The sequence below is a fragment of the Enterobacter adelaidei genome (assembly GCF_041937165.1).
Lineage (GTDB): Bacteria > Pseudomonadota > Gammaproteobacteria > Enterobacterales > Enterobacteriaceae > Enterobacter > Enterobacter adelaidei.
In genome coordinates, this window is record NZ_CP154353.1 from 2,312,087 (window position 1) to 2,329,107 (window position 17,021).

General features: G+C 55.0%; 14 protein-coding genes. 1 reads left to right on the forward strand and 13 read right to left on the reverse strand.

Going from position 1 to position 17,021, the window contains the following annotated elements; all coding sequences use genetic code 11:
* Positions 1 to 7: 7 nt before the first annotated feature.
* From AAHF05_RS11255 to AAHF05_RS11315, 13 genes are all read right to left on the reverse strand, one after another.
* The gene (locus AAHF05_RS11255) at positions 8 to 2,029 is read right to left on the reverse strand and encodes a protein-disulfide reductase DsbD (RefSeq protein ID WP_129325114.1); all 2,022 of its coding nucleotides are present in this window, start codon (positions 2,027 to 2,029) and stop codon (positions 8 to 10) included.
* A 47-nt stretch (positions 2,030 to 2,076) separates the two neighbouring features.
* The gene (locus AAHF05_RS11260; RefSeq protein ID WP_049007666.1) at positions 2,077 to 2,448 is read right to left on the reverse strand and encodes a hypothetical protein; all 372 of its coding nucleotides are present in this window, start codon (positions 2,446 to 2,448) and stop codon (positions 2,077 to 2,079) included.
* An 87-nt stretch (positions 2,449 to 2,535) separates the two neighbouring features.
* A complete protein-coding gene (locus AAHF05_RS11265; RefSeq protein ID WP_129325131.1) occupies positions 2,536 to 3,096 on the reverse strand; it encodes an RNA polymerase sigma factor in 561 nt (186 codons plus the stop codon).
* A gap of 5 nt (positions 3,097 to 3,101) precedes the next feature.
* On the reverse strand, positions 3,102 to 3,521 hold the full coding sequence (locus AAHF05_RS11270) for a hypothetical protein (RefSeq protein ID WP_129325113.1): 420 nt from the start codon (positions 3,519 to 3,521) through the stop codon (positions 3,102 to 3,104).
* A gap of 104 nt (positions 3,522 to 3,625) precedes the next feature.
* Entirely contained in the window at positions 3,626 to 4,561 is a 936-nt protein-coding gene (locus AAHF05_RS11275) for a hypothetical protein (RefSeq protein WP_129325112.1), read from the reverse strand.
* A gap of 346 nt (positions 4,562 to 4,907) precedes the next feature.
* Positions 4,908 to 6,458, reverse strand: coding sequence for a methyl-accepting chemotaxis protein (locus AAHF05_RS11280; protein WP_129325111.1), 1,551 nt, complete (start codon positions 6,456 to 6,458; stop codon positions 4,908 to 4,910).
* Positions 6,459 to 6,547: 89 nt separating this feature from the next.
* Complete coding sequence (locus AAHF05_RS11285; protein ID WP_332616548.1) at positions 6,548 to 7,564, reverse strand: LacI family DNA-binding transcriptional regulator; 1,017 nt, start codon at positions 7,562 to 7,564, stop codon at positions 6,548 to 6,550.
* A gap of 28 nt (positions 7,565 to 7,592) precedes the next feature.
* Complete coding sequence (locus tag AAHF05_RS11290) at positions 7,593 to 8,999, reverse strand: sucrose-6-phosphate hydrolase (RefSeq protein ID WP_374936324.1); 1,407 nt, start codon at positions 8,997 to 8,999, stop codon at positions 7,593 to 7,595.
* Positions 8,999 to 10,369 (reverse strand): sucrose-specific PTS transporter subunit IIBC, encoded by a 1,371-nt coding sequence (locus tag AAHF05_RS11295; RefSeq protein ID WP_049007660.1) that lies wholly within the window; start codon positions 10,367 to 10,369, stop codon positions 8,999 to 9,001. The genes AAHF05_RS11290 and AAHF05_RS11295 overlap by 1 nt, the downstream gene beginning before the upstream one ends.
* Positions 10,370 to 10,435: 66 nt before the next feature.
* The gene (locus AAHF05_RS11300) at positions 10,436 to 11,953 is read right to left on the reverse strand and encodes a carbohydrate porin (protein ID WP_129325109.1); all 1,518 of its coding nucleotides are present in this window, start codon (positions 11,951 to 11,953) and stop codon (positions 10,436 to 10,438) included.
* 173 nt (positions 11,954 to 12,126) lie between these two features.
* Positions 12,127 to 13,017 carry an aminoimidazole riboside kinase gene (locus AAHF05_RS11305; protein ID WP_129325108.1) on the reverse strand — a complete coding sequence of 297 codons (891 nt, stop codon included), beginning with the start codon at positions 13,015 to 13,017 and terminating at the stop codon, positions 12,127 to 12,129.
* 89 nt (positions 13,018 to 13,106) lie between these two features.
* A complete protein-coding gene (locus AAHF05_RS11310) occupies positions 13,107 to 14,318 on the reverse strand; it encodes a diguanylate phosphodiesterase (RefSeq protein ID WP_129325107.1) in 1,212 nt (403 codons plus the stop codon).
* A gap of 101 nt (positions 14,319 to 14,419) precedes the next feature.
* Positions 14,420 to 15,895, reverse strand: a complete 1,476-nt coding sequence (locus AAHF05_RS11315) for an alpha/beta hydrolase (RefSeq protein ID WP_374936325.1) — start codon at positions 15,893 to 15,895, stop codon at positions 14,420 to 14,422.
* A gap of 266 nt (positions 15,896 to 16,161) precedes the next feature.
* On the opposite strand from AAHF05_RS11315, the gene AAHF05_RS11320 reads away from it, so the two are divergent.
* Positions 16,162 to 17,016, forward strand: a complete 855-nt coding sequence (locus tag AAHF05_RS11320) for a MurR/RpiR family transcriptional regulator (RefSeq protein ID WP_028018945.1) — start codon at positions 16,162 to 16,164, stop codon at positions 17,014 to 17,016.
* Positions 17,017 to 17,021: the final 5 nt, after the last annotated feature.

Sequence of the window (17,021 nt, forward strand, 5' to 3'; positions counted from 1 at the left end):
AAAACGGTTAGCCTTTTGCGTTGTTCAGGGTAGTGACAAGGGTGCGCTTATCCAGCAGCGGCGAGAGGATCTCCCCGTCCGGGATACCGGGGCCATACACCTCATTAAACGGAATGGCGTAGCGATTTCGCTTCTCAAGAAACGCAGCGATAAGCGCGGAAGGCTGGCTCCAGTCTCCGCGCAGGGCCACCACGTCCGGCTGACTCAGTGCGGCAATGATGTCCGGCTGATTCAGTACCCGATGCTCGTTAACCTTACAGGTTACGCACCAGTCGGCAGAGATATCCACAAACACCCGTTTCCCCTGCGCAAGCGCCATCTGGATGGCCTCTTCACTTAGCGGCTGCCACGGGATCGTCTGCTCCACACTTTGCGTTGCGAGGACAGGTGATGCGTTAAGCAACCCTCGCAGTTGGTATCCACCAAATACCGACAGGGAGATCACCACCACCCAGAACAACGGTGAGGACCTTTGCCCCTTCAATGCAAAAAGCGCCAGTGCGACAACTATCAGCACCAGCATCACGATCTGACCAATCGTATCACCCAGATGCAGGTTCAACAGCGTCGCCAGCCAGAGGCTGGAGGCCAGCATCATCAGGCCAAGGATGATCTTCAGTGTGTTCATCCAGCGCCCGGGCTTCGGCAATAACGTAGCCGTTTTTGGCACCAGGGCAACAAACAGCCACGGCAAACTCATTCCCACGCCGAGCATCAGAAAAATGAGCCACAGGGTCTGCAGCGGTGCGCCGAGGGCAAACGCCACGGCAGTACCGAGGAATGGTGCGGAGCACGGCGTGGCCAGCAGCGTGGCGAACATCCCTTCGCAGAAACTGCCGCCCAGCCCCGCGCCGCCTGTTGCGGCCAGGCGTCCTGCGGTAGCAGAAGGCAGCAGCATCTCAAACACCCCAAACAGATTCAGCGCGAAGAGGAAAGTCACGGCGACCATCAGGCCGATAAACCACGGGTTCTGGAACTGAATACCCCAGCCCAGAGATGCCCCGGTCAGCTTAAGCGCAGTCACCATCGCGGCAAGCAGCATAAAGGAGGTGAGGATCCCGGCGCTGGTTGCCAGAAAACGCAGCCTGATCGTTCGTTTGTTCGAGCCCGCATGCAGGATACTGTTGAGCTTCATACCCATCACCGGCAACACGCAGGGCATCAGGTTCAGGATCAGCCCGCCCAACAGCGCAAAGAGCATCATTTTGCCCGTGCCGGGCGCTGCGGACGCAGCAGGCGTTGATCCAACCGTCATTACGGTTTGCTGGGCTTTACTGCCATTAGTCAACACAAACGACAGAGCTTTACCTGCCAGCGAGGTGGGCTTATCTCCCCACTCATCGGTGACGGGAACGGTCACCCGAAGCTGATGGCCGTCGTGTTTAATGACGGGTTCTCCCGGAAGAATATCCCCCACCAGCAGGTCAAAATAGATCCCCGGATTGTCCCACTTTCCTTCCGTTGTCCCTGTAATGACCAGATTGCCGTCCGCCAGCCAGGCGGTGAGGTCGGATGAAACACCCGACGAGCCGGGAATGGAGCGCATCGCATGGTCAAAAGCGTCACGAAAACCTGCATCGACCGGCTGGGTAAAATCGAGATGCAGCGGGTAGTCCGTCAGCAGACAGACGTTACTGCACGTGGAGAGCGTCAGCGTTCCGTCGAGCGCGTCTCCCTTCACCCCGTCGAGGACAATCGGGATCGTGACCTTGTCGTGATATCCCTGCGTGGTCATGCCGGAGATATCGAAGCGCGACGGGACTGGCCAGGACCAGCTGTCCGTTACGCCTTCCGGCCAGCTGATTTTCGGCGCGACACCGCCCTCGCCCGGCGAACGCCAGTAGGTTTTCCAGCCGGGCTTTAGCTCGACGGTGAGCAAGGCCTGAATACGGTTTTGATCCCTTTCCGCCTGAAAGCGGATACGCGCGTGATCGTTTTGTGGGGAGACCTGCCAGCCAGTGTCTGCCGCATGGGTAATACCGATGCAGGACAGCCACAGGAAGACGAACCCCCTGAAAAGGTTAAACATGTTTTACTCCGTGAATAGTGAAAATTATCGTGTGGTGACGATGTTTTTCATTCACGGAAGACGCAGTTTTTAAGATGTATTCGGGGAGGCGGCGCCTGAACGGGTTGTTCTCTGGAAACAAATACCCGCCCCTGCGTAAACAGCTGCAGGAGGGCAAAGAAGATAATAATGGCCGGTAGCGCACCGTCGAAGAACAGCGGCTGCGCGCAGAGAAGCGAGTGTGCGCCCAGTTGACAAGGTGACGGGCCGGGCTGTTCAGTGTTGCTGTTTTGAGCTGGGGCGTCAGCTATCTGGGACGTTTGCGGATCCAGTCCCTGTAAAAAATGGTTGAGATACACCGCACGCTGCACGAGACAAAGTGCCATCGCGAGACAGGTGACGATCAAAAGCCATTTTCCGAGAAGCTGACGGTTGCGCATAACATTCCAGAGTAACAAGACGCCCCGATCATAAACGATAGTGATGAATCTACAAGTGCCGGAAGTGTAAGGTTTTGTCTGTCGCCGCTATTCACCGGTCAGCGCGTCATAAACATCCCGCAGCCGCGTACGCAGAAACAACACCGCCTTGTGCTTACGGGATAACAGCGCCTGCTCGCTGGCACCCGTCTCCTCTGCCAGCATTTTAATGCTGTAGCCGTGAAGCTCGGTCTTTTCGAATACCTCCCGCTGCGGCGGTGGAAGTTCAGACAACGCCTGTTCCAGTTCTTCCCACAACAGCGTTTTGAGATACTCCTCTTCCGGTGTCTGTGGCACACCGAACAGGGTTTCGGCCAGCTCGTCTTCCGGAAAGCCGTCTTCATCGTCGCCCGTAAAATAGCCGGAGAGCGAAACCTCGCGTTTTTTCCGCGACCGGTCAGTCATCTCATTACGCGCCGCGCGGAACAGCCACGCAGCAACGTTCTCGACTGGCTGTTCCACTTTCATCAGTTGATAAGTGACTTCCTGCAAAATGTCGTCGGCATCATCACGAACGGACGTGCGCCCGCGTATGAAGGCTTTCAGCCTGGCGCGACAGGCATTGAGCGCCGACATCAGCATGGTTCCGCCCGCCACCCCGGCTTTCATTTCGCTCACTCTGCTTCCGGCGTTTTTGGCGCGTTGTCATCGCGCTTATCGTCACGATGGCCGTGCCAGCCGCAGTGACCGCGCCCGTGGCGACCAAACCCTTCGCGACGCTGCTGAATAAACGCCTCGCGCTGTTCGGGGGTCATGTTTATCCAGCGCTCGTGCATCCGGCGGTGTGCACCAAACATCCCGGGACGGAAACCCAGCCCGCCAAACAGAATGCGGCTCAGCACCAGTATGCCCAGCGCCTGCCAGAACCCGATGGCTTTCACGCCGAGGATCGCCGGAAGCAAGGCGTTCCACAGGGACATTACCAGCAGGCCGAGTGCAACGAAGATCACTGCGCCGATGACTAAACCCTTGCCCATACGGTGGCGACCGAATCCGCGTCCGTGACCTCTTTCGTGCATATCAAAATCTCTCATGGTGTGTACCTCGTTTACAGTAACTGATTATGGCTTGTGATGAGGTAGACGAATGAGGGAGGGAAATATTGCTAGAAAAATAAAAAATGGGATCGAAGCCTTTTTTAATTATGGTGGGTTTGCATTAATGTCCTTTCGAATATTGAGTCAATCCCCGAAATCTCCTTATAGCATTTTATTGCAATCCAGCAATGCATACACGATATAACTATGGATAATCCCAAGAAAACTGCTATCACTACATCGGACCCAAAGTAATAGTCATAACCAATTCTGTTACCGTCATTCCCAAAACGGGTGTGTAATATTGGCCAATACCCAACAATTGTTGCAGATACAATAGAGATAAATGGAAGCCACATAGAAAGTGCACGGACCTGTCTAGCAAATCTATTACCACCCACTTCAGAATAAGTCAGAAACACGGTATTTAATTGAGCAACCTTAAGAACATCAATATTACCATGACTACATAGCGACGAAAGAGCTGCATGAATACCTCGCAGATTCATCCAAATACCTATTACTATAAACATAGACAAGATAGCCATTATAATAACAAAATCATTTGCAGGAATATTCATATTAAGCAAGGGAATCGTTCGGGTAGGAAGACTTTCACTCGCCAACGTATGTTCGTTTGATTGAACTTGATACTCCAGTCTGGAGTACTGTTTTATGATATCCATAAGTGGCGTTAAGAATAAATAGTCGCGTAACTTTGAGGACAAGACCCTACAATCAGAAAAGTTTTTTATAATTTCATTTTTGATCTTCTCCCTTTTTTCCATGCTACTGTCTGGATGTTTGACAAGCTCAACAAATATCTCCCCTTGGCACTGCCTGTAATTAACCAATTGATTTATAAAACGATTATAAACAACACCCTCAAGTTGCTGGTCCTGTAAGCTAAAGTTTGCAAGATAAATATGCACCATGATTAAAGCAGATATGAGCACCGTACTGTTTACCAACCAGCGCATTCGTGTAGTAGCAGACTTAAAAAAACTCAACTCCTCCGAAACAATATCTATAGCCATCTTACAACCCCCAACTTGAGAGCTAGAATATATTCGAAACAAGCTTTTGCCATTTTTTGAAGCAGTTCTAATTATTAATAGCAGATAAGTCGAGAACAAGGCAACTATTCACAATAAATTCTTAATGAATCAGATATGCTCTTGATTTCTCATTACAATTAGCAGTATCTAAAAGTATTTATTACCAATCTTCTATTATCTTGCAAAATGATAAGTAACCCCGTAAAAAAATAGTTATTTATGCTGCATTGATAACTACTATATATCCGAAATAAGCTTCTGTATGGCTTATAGTGACACGTTATACTCACAAAAAAGGCTCCCTCAGGAGCCTCCATCCATTCAATCAAGCCTGCACCGGCAAACTAAAACTCGAAATACTTCTCGAAAGCTGCTGCGCCTGCTCTTCCAGCGATGCCGCGGCCGCTGCGGACTGCTGCACCAGCGCGGCGTTCTGCTGGGTTACGCCATCCATCTCGGTTACCGCCTGTCCGACCTGGCTGATCCCACGGCTCTGCTCTTCAGAGGCGACGGAGATCTGCTCCATCAGCGTATTCACTTTATTAACAGAACCGATAATGGAATCGATCACCTCGCCCGAACGGTTCACCAGCTCGGCACCGTTTTTCACGCTGGAAACCGACTGCGCAATCAGGCTCTCGATGTCCTTAGCCGCCACTGCGCTTTTCTGTGCCAGGGTGCGAACTTCACTGGCCACAACCGCGAAACCGCGTCCCTGCGTACCGGCGCGCGCCGCTTCAACTGCCGCATTGAGCGCCAGAATATTGGTCTGGAAGGCGATGCTGTTGATAACGCTGGTAATGTCTTCGATGCGCTTCGAGTTCGCCGCGATGGTATTCATGGTGTCGATGACTTCACGGGTCACCGCTTCACCGGTATGGGCATTTTTCACCGCGTCCTGCACCAGTTTTCCGGCCTGATAGACGTTATCGGTATTGTTCGCCACGGTTGCGCTCAGTTCTTCCATGCTGGCCGCCGTCTGGGTCAACGCGGACGCCTGCTGTTCGGTACGTGACGCCAGGTCAATATTCCCGGAGGCAATCTCTTGCGCTGCGTGGGTCACGGTATGGCTCGCATCGCGCACCTGGGCGATGGTCGCAAGCAGCGCCTGGCGCATCTGCTCCATCGAACTCATAAGATGGTCGATTTCGTTGCCAGAGCGTCCCTTCACCGGCACCGGGATGTCCAGCTTACCTGCCGCAATCTGGCTGCAGTGTTCGCGTGCCAGGTTTACCGGGGCAAACACAAAGCGCTTCATCAGCAGGCTGACTGCGACAATCACCACCACAAACAGGCAGGTGATAGCAGCAATCATCACCAGGCCGGAGACGAAGTTGCTGCTCGCATCTTCGTTCAGGCTTTTGGCGTATTTCTGGTGGACGGAAAGCACCTGGTCGAGAACGATCTCGTACTGGCGGTCGAGGCGGGACACGTCCGGGATCAGGGCGTTAAATTTGGCAACATCGTGCGCTTCGGCAGCATTGATCAGCGGTACCAGTCCCTGGTTGCGGTAGTTTTGCCAGGCATCCTGATAGGCAGTCACCAGCGGCGCTTCATCCGTCAGACGCGGTGAATCCATAAAGGCAGCAAAGGCGTGGTCCGCTTTGGTCAGCGCCTCTTTCACTGCGGCCAGCTTCGCAGACTCGTCCGCAGAGTTGCCCGCTTCCACCATCTTCACATACTCCATCACCCGAACGCGCAGGGTGCGGCTGTGGTTGATGGGGTCAATAATCGACAGCACAACCTGGATCTCTTTGTTCACATTATCCAGGGAATTATTACTTTTAATGATGAGGCCAACGCTGGTAACGGTGCTGACAACAAAGAAGAAAAGCAGTGAGAACAGGACAATCAGGGACGACTTTTTTAACGACATAGACCAATACCTCAAGGAGAATTATTCCTTATGGTTATCGGCGCATCCAAAACTTAAATTAATTAAAGTTATTGATGTATCGGGCAGAGCTATACTGCTGGCTTATAGCGTCGTTGCAGGGTGGCATCCAGCTTGCGCTGCAAGGGCTGAGGTGTCTCCCCTTCGATCAATTTGCTAATCAAATCAAAGCAGTGCCAGGCCAATTGGCGGTTATCCTGACGAATGGTATCGACAGGGATCGTCAGCGAATCGTAGAGGTAGTGATCGTCAAAACTGGCTAACCTGATATCGCTATGCAACAGGTTATGTTGACCCATATAGCGCAACACCCCTTCCAGCAGACCGCAGGCGGCGGTGAAAAGCGCTTTCGGCGGACGCCCCAGGCGGGCACAAAGTTCAGCGAACATCTCGTATCCGGAACTTGGATGATAGTTGCCGTGAATGATCCACTCGGGGCGCAGCGTCACATTGGCTTCACGCAAACCTTGCTTAAACCCTTCCAGGCGGTCGCGCGTCGGGGAAAGGCGCGGTTGACCGCCGAGGAAGTAAAACTCATCAGGATGCTGACGCGCAATGTCAGCCACCAGTTCCGTCGTCGGGGTAATGGAATCGGTGATCACCAGCGGCAGCGCGCTGTCGTTGATGTGGCGGTCAAAAAGGACCACGGGCAATTGCTCGCTCAGCTTGTGGTAGTCCGCATCGTTAAGCATGCTGGAAGCCACAATCAGCCCGTCCACCTGACGCGCCACCATGTTGTTCACCACTACCGTCTCCTGCCCCGGGTTTTCATCGCTACAGGAGATCAGCAGCTGAACGCCAGCCTCACGGCACAGCGTCTCCAGCTCGTGAGAAAACACGGCAAAACCGTAGTTGGTAATTTCAGGAACCACCAGGCCAATGGTGTGGCTACGGTTATCACGCAGCGAGCGGGCATGAATGCTGGGCTGATAGTGGTGCTCTTTGGCAATCGCCAGCACGCGTTCACGCGTCTCTTCCGCTACGCGCAGCTCTTTGCTGCGTCCGTTCAGAACCAGGCTGGCGGTGGCTTTTGATACCCCCGCCAGTTCCGCGATGTCTTTAATGGTGACGCGTTTTGTTTTTCTCACAACGACTTAGATCCGGCTGCCAAAACCCTCATTCTATCATGCAGGCGCGCAGCGACCAGTAGCGTAATGTGATGTCGGACGCACCTTCGAATCGTACCCGGGCCGGATGGTCAGGAAAATAGCGGCTGCTCATCACTCCTTCGCCGTGATTGATGAAAATTTCAACGCTGGAGCGGTCGCACAGAACGCGTAAATGGCTGACGTCCCCCAGCCAGTAGCGGGTCAACGTTTCACCGGTTTTCAGACTGGCGCGTTCCAGACGCAGCCCCTGCTCATCGACCGTGAGACGCAAGGTTCCGCCGAAATCGACTTCCACGCGCGATGTACTCAGTTCAAACTCCAGACGCGTCGCATCCAGTTCTGGCGCATCACTGGCGATCCCCTGCCAGCGTTGTTCACCTTCACGCAGCGCTTCCAGTTCACGAACCGGGGTCTGCCAGAGCTTGCCGTCGTGGTAGCGTAATTCGCGCGGACAGGTCATCTGGTGCATCCAGCCATGCGTTCGCGTTGGCTGAAGCATCTCTTCTCCGTCCGGCACGCCCATCCAGCCGATCAGAATGCGCCGACCGTCTTCCGCCAGCGTCGTTTGCGGCGCGTAAAACTCAAATCCGGCGTCCAGCTCGTGCAGATCGCCGTGATCGAATGCGGCGTTTGCATAGTCAAACGCCCCGCTCATCCATGCGGCCGGATAGGTGTTGAGATAGCGATGAGGCTCGCGCGCCAGCCCCTGCGGACAGCAGATCAGTACATGCGTCCCGTCGAGGGCAAACAGATCGGGGCACTCCCACATATACCCTGCGTCCGTCAGGCCGTTAACGCCGTGACCGGCGATCTCACCGCAGGACGCCCAGGTGTGCAAATCAGCGGATTTGAACAGCAGCACTCTGCCGCGTTTTTGCAGATCCTGCGCGCCCAGCACCATGTACCACTCCCCATTGTGCTGCCACACCTTCGGGTCACGCACGTGACCGGTGTAACCTTCCGGTAGCGCAAGCACAGGTCCGAGTTTCTTAAAGCTGCCGTCCGGTTGTTCCACGGCCAGACACTGCCAGGCGGTGCGGTTGCCGTCATCGAATTTGACGTTGCCGGTGTAACACAGGGTCAAAACACCCTCGTTATCCACGGCGCTACCGGAGTAGCAGCCGTTGCGGTCATACTCTTCGTCGGGCATCAGCGCCAGCGGCTCATGCTGCCAGTGCAGCAGATCCTCAGAGCTCCAGTGCCCCCAGCATTTAAACCGATGTTCGCAGTCCAGCGGGTTCCACTGATAAAACAGATGATAACGCCCGGCAAACCAGATAAACCCGTTGGGGTCGTTCATCAGCCCCGTCACCGGCGCGGGGTGCCACTGCGGGTAGTGGCTATCCGCCAGCGCCCGCGGCTGACCTGTCATAACGGCCTGCAGGATCGCAGGCCAGCGGGAAGGTAACGTCATTATTCAGAGTCCGTTTTATATTTCAGCAGCAGCGAGACGGTAAACGCCACGCCGAAGGCAATCACCATGCCGATAATATAGTTGAGCAGAGAGCTTGCCTGCACGATGGCCATGCCCGGAATCGCGGTCAACCCCACGGCGGTCATGTAAACATGGACTGAGACCACCCAGGCTCCGCCCACCGCGCCGCCAATCAATGCAGCAATAAACGGTTTTACGAAACGCAGGTTGATACCAAAAATAGCCGCTTCAGTAATACCGAGCATGGCAGAGAACGCCGACGGCAGGGTAATGGCTTTGATTTTGGCATCTTTGGTTTTGAACCACACCGCCAGACAGGCGCCGCCCTGCGCCACGTTTGCCATCGCCCAGATTGGCAGCAGGAAGTTAACGCCAATCGACGGGTTACCCAGCAGCCCGGCTTCAATCGCGTGGAAGCTGTGGTGAATACCGGTGATCACAATCACCGAGTAAAGCCCGCCGAACAGCAGCCCGGCCAGCCAGCCCGCATGTTCAATTAACGTACTCAGGATAAAGGAGATACCGTCACCCAGCGCACGCCCCGCCGGACCGATAATCAGCAAGGCGATAAAGCCGGAGATAACGACCGTGAGGAACGGCGTCAGGATCAGGTCTAACGCATCCGGGATCGCGCGGCGCAGGTTTTTCTCCACGATGCTCATAAACCAGACGGCGAGCAGCACCGGGAATACGGTGCCCTGGTAGCCAATCATCGCGATCTCAAGGCCGAAGAAATTCATGGTGTGGAAGCCCGACGCCACGCCCCAGGCGTTGGTCAGCGCCGGGTGCGTCAGAATGCCGCCCAGCGTCGCGCCGAGATACGGGTTACCGCCAAATTCCCGCGCGGCGGTAAAACCAATCAGAATAGGCAGAATGATAAACGCCGCCGAGCTGCACATGTCCAGCATGATGTAGATGGCGTTATCCGCATTGACCCAGCCGTAGGTTTTCACCATACCGAGCAGGCCCATCAGCAGGCCGGACGCCACAATCGCAGGAATGATCGGGACAAAGATATTGGAAAGCAGACGGGCAATACGCTGGAACGGGTTCAGCTTGCGCGCCGCCAGATCCGCGGCTTCAGATTTACTGGATTCGCTAATCCCCGCCGCCTGAATAAACGCAGCGTAAACCTTGTTGACCACGCCCGTGCCAAAAATTACCTGCATCTGCCCGGCGTTACGGAAACAGCCTTTCACGCCCTCGACCTTGCCGATAGCCTGCTGATCTGCCAGCGCGTCATCGACCAGCACCAGACGAAGACGCGTTGCGCAATGCGCCGCGCTGGCGATATTTTCCTTGCCACCGAGCAGCGGAATAAGCTCGCGGGCGATTTGATTAAAATCCATAGATACCTCTGCCTGACTTCTTTTTATGATGTGCGAAACGCCCCCGCCAGGCGGGAGCGTGATGGGTTAAAACCAGGTTTCCATCTGGACCCCAAAGTTCCATTCCCCGCCTGCGTTGAAACCGCTGCTGCCAAAGGCATCATCGCTGGCGTAATGATCCAGTTTGCTGCTCCAGTCCATCCAGGTGGCAAACAGGCGCAGCTCCGGACGGCTGAAGAAATCGCCGATTTTGCTCGCTTTTAACGTTGGCGCAAAGGTCAGCTTGTAGAAACTGCCGTTGACGGCGTTGCGGTCCTTATAGCCTTCCGGGTTTAAATCCATGTACTGATAGCTTCCCTCAAACGCCAGGGCGAAGTTCTGCGTCACCTCTTTAATCAGGCGGGTGTTGAGCGTCACCCACTCATAGCTATCGCCCTTGACGTAACGATCTTTACTGCTTTGCGCCAGGACAGCAGGCGCAACGCTCCAGCCCCCGCCAATCGGCGTGACACCGTAACTTGCAAAGCGCCAGGTATCCGCCTCAGACAGCAGTGCGCCATCGGAACCGATGCTTTTCACTTCCGCACCCAGCCCGTGACCGTACAGCAGCGCCGTTTTGGCTGTCCCTTCCCGCAGGCCGTAGAAACTCTCATTGTGCAACCCGACCAGAGCATGAACGCCGGTATTGGCGGCGTCAGTTTTGATGAGATCGCCGTTGGTGTCTTTACGGTCGTCGTTATCTTTCGCCCGCAGGCCGCTTACCATCAGCTGGAACGGTCCGGCGAAGTGGTTCATGCTGAGGATATAGTTCTGAACGTTATTGTCGGTCTGCTCCACGCTGCCGAAGTTGCGGCCGTAAATAGAGAAGTTACTGCGCAGCGAATCGTTCCATTTCACGTCATACACACCGCCACCGGTACCGGCAAGGAACACGACGTCGGAATCCAACCAGTGAATATCAAAGTTGTCGCGGTCAAAGCGTTTACCCGCCCAGAAGGTACTGCCCTTCAGCGCACCGGTGAAATCAGGCAAGTTGCCCAGCTCCGCAAAGGCCTGACGAATATTGAGATCGCTGGTATCGGCTGACCAGTCGTTATAGGTTCGCTGACCGTCGGCCAGCATCGCTTTGAAGCGCGTGGTCGCCCCGTTATCCAGGATTTGTTTATGCTCCAGGTTCAGCTCAACGTAAGTGTCGGCTTCGTTACCCAGACGCCCTACTGCTCCGCCCGTTTCCCCGGCTGGTGTCAGATAAGGGCCACTTTTGCTGCTGGAGGCCGCATCGTTCATCAGCAGGCCAGAACGGGCATAGCCGTGGAACTCAAACCCACCGCTTTGGTCCGCTTTTTTCTCCAGCGCGGTGGTGCGTTGAGCCACTTCCTGAGTTGTCGTTTGCGCCTGCTGCTGAGCCGCAACCAGTTGCTGCGTTTTTTGTTCTGCATCCGTCGCGCGTTTCTCAGCAACCTGTGCGCGCGTCTCCGCGTCCTGAAGACGCTGTTCCATCGCCGCAAGTCGCGCTTCGATGCTTGTCATATCCGTTTGGGCAAAAACAGAGGTACTTCCGGCCAGCATGCCTATCATCACGGCAAGTCTGCGTTTTTTATACATTTTGTCGCATCCCTAAAAGAAGTCATTAAACGTGCTAAATTGCTAAACCGGTTTAGGTTGCTGATACTAAACCTCTGAATTTTGGATCGGCAATCTTTTTTGCTAAACCGTTTTAGTAAGTGTGATCGAGGCGACAATTCAGGCCGCCGGACGGCGGCCAGCAATGGGAGGAATTACAGGGCGTGCTGATATGGCAGAGCCGTCATGGCTCCTTTTGCCGTGGTGGCTAACGCACCGCAGCGCTGAGCTAAAGCGATAACGGACGTCAACGGCTGACCGGCGGCCAGCCCGTAAAGCAGCCCCGCCACAAAGGCATCGCCTGCGCCGGTCGTATCAACACATTTCACAGGCGTGGCCGGATAGTGTTTCACGGTGCCCTCATGCCATGCGATGACGCCCTCTTTACCCTGTGTAACCAGCACCAGATGTGCCGGGCAGCGATTCATGAGTTTATCCAGACCGGTCTCCACCTGCGTTTCGCCAGTGAAAAAGGCCAGCTCTTCGAGAGAAAGTTTCACCACGTCTGCACCCTGCAGAGCGCGTTCGAGACAGCAGCGAAGTTCGTTCTCATCCTGCCAGAGGTCCGGGCGAATATTGGGATCGAAACTGACGTAACCACCCGCTTCCCGGATGGAGGCCATCGCTCTAAAGGTCGCAGAACGGCTTGGCTCTGCGCTCAACGCGATGGAACAGACATGCAGCCACTCCCCGGCGCTGAAGCTCGGCAGATCGGCCGTTTCCAGAAACAGATCGGCACTCGGGCGCACCATGAAGGTAAACGAGCGTTCGCCGTGGTCATCCAGATCCACCACCACCGTAGAGGTACGATGCGCCGGGTCCAGGCGCATATACTTCACGTCGACTCGCTCGTCGGCTAATGTCTTAGACATAAAACGCCCGAACGGGTCATCGCCAACTCTGCCGATAAAGGCGCTTCGACCGCCCAGCCGGGCTATACCGACGGCGACGTTTGCCGGTGCACCGCCGGGACACTGCAGTAATCTGCCTTCGCCGTCAGGCAGCAAATCCACTACCGCATCGCCAAGTACCCAGATTTTTTTCATGTGATCCTCTTAGCTAAACATTGTTAAACCGTTTTAGCTATTTAAGCACAGGTCAGGAAAAGGGGAAATAACGAGGGTGGAAAATTGGCTTAACGCACCAGATGCGGCCAGTGAATATCGCCTACGCCATTAAGCTGTGGACGGGCAAACAGAAAGCCCTGGAAACGGCGGATCCCGGCTGATTCAAGCCAGCACCACTCCTCCATTTTCTCGATCCCTTCCGCCACCAGGGTGATTTCGAGGTCGGAGCAACAGCTGACAATCGAGCGCACGATCGCCTGTTTCGGGCCGCTAAGATGAATATTGCTGACAATTTCCCGGTCAATTTTAATTTTATCCGGCTGGAACCGGGTCAGCAGCGAAAGCCCCGCATAGCCGGAACCAAAATCGTCAATCGCCAGGCCAATGCCTTCAGCACGAAGTTGTTTAATGGCGCTATTAAACTGGTTGAAGCCGGAAATCATCTCGTTTTCAGTGACTTCAATGACAACCTGCTCCGGTTTAAGCCCGTGTTTTTTAATTTGATCCGCCAGAAATGCCACGGCGCCAGGAACATTGACCAGCGACATCGGTAACAGATTTACCGCAATTTTATGGTTACCAATACCGAGCTTTTCAGCCAGCGCAAAGGCATAGGCTTTCGTCTGAAGGTCAATTTCGTAGATTTTGTCCGGGTCGAGGGAGCTGAAAAAATGCTCCGGACTGCCGCCATCATTACCGCGAATGAGGGCTTCAAGTGAACTAATCTTCCCTTCGGAGGGCTCAACAATGGGCTGGAGCGCAAACTGGCAAGATTGGTTAGCCAGCAGGCCCAGGCTATCACCAAACGGTAATGTCTCCGGTGAGAGCGTCCATTTTGTCGGGTCGTAACGTTCCCCAGACGAGGACGGTCGCTGATCTGTAATAAACCTCTGGATAAATTTGAATACCCGATCATCAGAGGCGAGATAGCTGTCCAGCTTGCTGTAACGCAGTACCGACTGTAGCACGTCTTTCGCCGACTGGATCTGCAGGTCGAAGAGCAGCATACCGACATTTTCGAACCGTCTGCGCGGGCCGTAGTCCCGCATCAGTTCAACCACACCACTGTGCCGTTTATCCTCACGGATGGTGTGGAACAATTTGACCACACTCTCTTCCGACCCTTCTAGGATTTGCATAACATCACTCCCTTTAGCCAGGAGGACGCCGGTAATATCCAGTTTTGTGTTGCGGCCCCTGGCCCGCTCCACCAGCTCCCGCAGTTCGGTGGACGGGTGGGATAAATTCAACTGGCTTCGATAAATGAGCGTTGTCAGCACAAGAGCGGGTTCCAATGAGAGAGAAAGGTGCCTTGAACCTACTGTTTATCATAATTAATCAGTGCTACCTAACATATTCACGCCACAAGGGTTCTTTACGGTTATTGATCCCCGATCCGGACGTCGATCCTCTCCAGCATGTAGTCGTAGAACGGGTTCGAGGTGACTCGCATAAGCGCCTCTTTTCCGACGCTCAACACGGACGTTTCTCCCCAGAGCGCAATCGTCCCCAGGCTAATGCCATAGTGGTTTTTCACGCCAGGTTCGCGGCCATACAGATCGTCATCCGGCGGGAACGGCACGGCAATATGCGACAGGGAGTAGACATCCTGCGGCCAGGACTGCGCAAGCGGTACGACTGTCTCATGGGTGCTGCCTGCCGGGGTTATTTTCGCCACCGTCGAGAAACTGTGCTCGCTGGCATTGGTGATAATCGTGACACTGTAACGTCTCTGTTCGACGGGCAGCAGCGACGAGGCCGCCGTCCAGGATGACGGCTTAAACAAAGGACGGAAACTAGCCGCCTGGTTGATATCAAACATGACCAGTTCACTGCCGTTCGCCGGAAGCTGATCAAATAACCCGGTTACCACCGCGCGGGTACTGACCGTGGAATCCATCACTGACTGAAACGCCAGAACAGGCGGCAACTGCCCCAGTTTGTGTTCCCGCGCCGCGCGGCCAATCTGCTCCTGAAGGGTCTTCGTCAACAGCCACGACTGGCGGGCAGCATTTACCGGGAACGAGTTGTATTTATACGGATTATATTCCGGCGCGATATTCAGCCACGCCGCTTTGGCAAACGCCGGCAGCAGCGCCGGTAGCCCGGCGAAACCGGCAAAGCGCGCAAAAGCCGTCACGCCGATCATCGGTGAGAGCAGCATCACCTGCTGCGGTTTACGAAGCGCAGGCGCGTCAAGCGCATCGAGGGTATATTTCATCGCCAGCGCCCCGCCGTTGGAGTACCCCACCAGATGGAGTGGCGCACTCTCTCCCGCCAGACGCGTGGCTTCCCGCACGGCAAGGCGCGTTGCCGCCAGCCACATCTCCCAGTCAACGTCCGTCAGCGCGCCGGGCGCGGTGCCGTGTCCGGGTAGCCGCGGTACCACTGCCACAAACCCGTGCTGCTGATAATGCAAAGCCAGGTGTCTTACGCTGTAAGGTGAGTCCGTCAATCCGTGCAGCAACACCACCGCACCGCGCGGCTTTCCGGCAGGCATCAGCACCAATGAACGGTTGGCATCTGGTGAAAACTGACCGGGCCATACCAGGCTCTGGCGGTAATAACGGTTTAACGGGGTTTGTTCCTCGCCCGCTGTTTTCGCCGTCACCGCGTTATCCAGATCGGTGAAAATCGCCTTTTCCCGGGCCTGATACCTGGCAAAATCGGCTTTGTCCAGCTCGCGCACGGACATCTCATCTGCCCGCCAGGTATGCCAGAGGTGCAGTTCCGGGCCCTGCTGAGACAGATACACCCGCACAGCAAGCAGCACGACCAGGACGATCCCCGCTACCATCGCTATTTTTTTTGCGAGAGCCATCAGGCGCATGCTCACACGCCAGGACAAATTCGCCATGCCGGGATCCCTTTTATTTTCACTGTGTTTATATCTTATCAAAAATGTGAAGAAGCTGACGTATTCAACAAATTCATACCTGCCCGCTCAGCCAGTGCACCAAAAGTGAACTAGGCTGCACAAATGTTGATCATTGGTTAATTAAATATTGCATGAAGTTTGCGTCGCAGCAGGTTCTCACTGCCCTGTGACTCTGGCACGCGTCATGCATTGTTAATCAAGTAACACAATTCTGGCGACTGACAGCCTGTTAACAGCGAGGCGGTATGACGACAAAACCCGAGATGTTGAGCCGTATCGAAGCGACCTTCAGCCAACTGACGCCCAGCGAAAAACGGGTTGGCAGCTGGCTACTGGCGCACACCGCGCAAATTCCGTTTGAAACGGCAGAGAGCGTCGGTCTGGCGACCGGTACCAGCGGCATCACCGTCGGACGCTTTCTGCGCAAGCTGGGGTATCGTAACCTGGAAGACGCCAAGAAAAGCCTGCGCGACCCTTACCAGCCCTGGGGCATGAATGAGCGTCTGGACTCCTGGCAGCAGCAGCGCCCCCTGCCCAATCGCCTTCAGCACGCTTTGTCGCTGGAAGTGGATGCCATAACGCAGGTGTATCAGTTGGCGCAAACGGACACCTTCCGCCAGGTGGTGCATCAGTTGGCTCACGCGGAGGCCGTTTTTGTGCTGGGAATCCAGTCGACGCGCGGGATCGCCAACGCTTTCTTCAGCCACCTCGAGTATCTCCGCCCGGGCGTCAGCTATTCCGAGGGGGCATCCGGGAGCTGGGTTGAATCTCTGAACTCAGGGTTTTCTCATCCCTATGTGGTGCTGACAGATACCCGTACCTACTCCGCTGTCGCTCGGCAGTACTGTCGTGTGGCGAGTGAGAAACAGATCCCCCTGGCCTTGATCACTGATATCTGGTGTCCGTGGGCACGCGATTATCCGATTGATTTACTGCAAGTGAAAACCGATACCGGCCATTTCTGGGATTCACTTGCCCCCGTGAGCTGTCTGTTCAACCTGCTGCTGTCGGGCGTGGTGGAAGCGTTAGGTGACGCCCTTCCGGCGCGCCTGGCCGTAAACCGACAATTACAACAAGAGTTTGGCCAATTCGAACGCTAAAGGAG

Excerpts from the sequence above, each read along its gene's own strand:
- AAHF05_RS11315 (WP_374936325.1), bottom strand. The coding sequence starts at position 15,895 with ATGGCGAATTTGTCCTGGCGTGTGAGCATGCGCCTGATGGCTCTCGCA.
- AAHF05_RS11275 (WP_129325112.1), bottom strand. The coding sequence starts at position 4,561 with ATGGCTATAGATATTGTTTCGGAGGAGTTGAGTTTTTTTAAGTCTGCT.
- AAHF05_RS11265 (WP_129325131.1), bottom strand. The coding sequence starts at position 3,096 with ATGAAAGCCGGGGTGGCGGGCGGAACCATGCTGATGTCGGCGCTCAAT.
- AAHF05_RS11260 (WP_049007666.1), bottom strand. The coding sequence starts at position 2,448 with ATGCGCAACCGTCAGCTTCTCGGAAAATGGCTTTTGATCGTCACCTGT.
- AAHF05_RS11270 (WP_129325113.1), bottom strand. The coding sequence starts at position 3,521 with ATGAGAGATTTTGATATGCACGAAAGAGGTCACGGACGCGGATTCGGT.
- AAHF05_RS11305 (WP_129325108.1), bottom strand. The coding sequence starts at position 13,017 with ATGAAAAAAATCTGGGTACTTGGCGATGCGGTAGTGGATTTGCTGCCT.
- AAHF05_RS11290 (WP_374936324.1), bottom strand. The coding sequence starts at position 8,999 with ATGACGTTACCTTCCCGCTGGCCTGCGATCCTGCAGGCCGTTATGACA.
- AAHF05_RS11255 (WP_129325114.1), bottom strand. The coding sequence starts at position 2,029 with ATGTTTAACCTTTTCAGGGGGTTCGTCTTCCTGTGGCTGTCCTGCATC.
- AAHF05_RS11280 (WP_129325111.1), bottom strand. The coding sequence starts at position 6,458 with ATGTCGTTAAAAAAGTCGTCCCTGATTGTCCTGTTCTCACTGCTTTTC.
- AAHF05_RS11320 (WP_028018945.1), top strand. The coding sequence starts at position 16,162 with ATGACGACAAAACCCGAGATGTTGAGCCGTATCGAAGCGACCTTCAGC.
- AAHF05_RS11295 (WP_049007660.1), bottom strand. The coding sequence starts at position 10,369 with ATGGATTTTAATCAAATCGCCCGCGAGCTTATTCCGCTGCTCGGTGGC.
- AAHF05_RS11300 (WP_129325109.1), bottom strand. The coding sequence starts at position 11,953 with ATGTATAAAAAACGCAGACTTGCCGTGATGATAGGCATGCTGGCCGGA.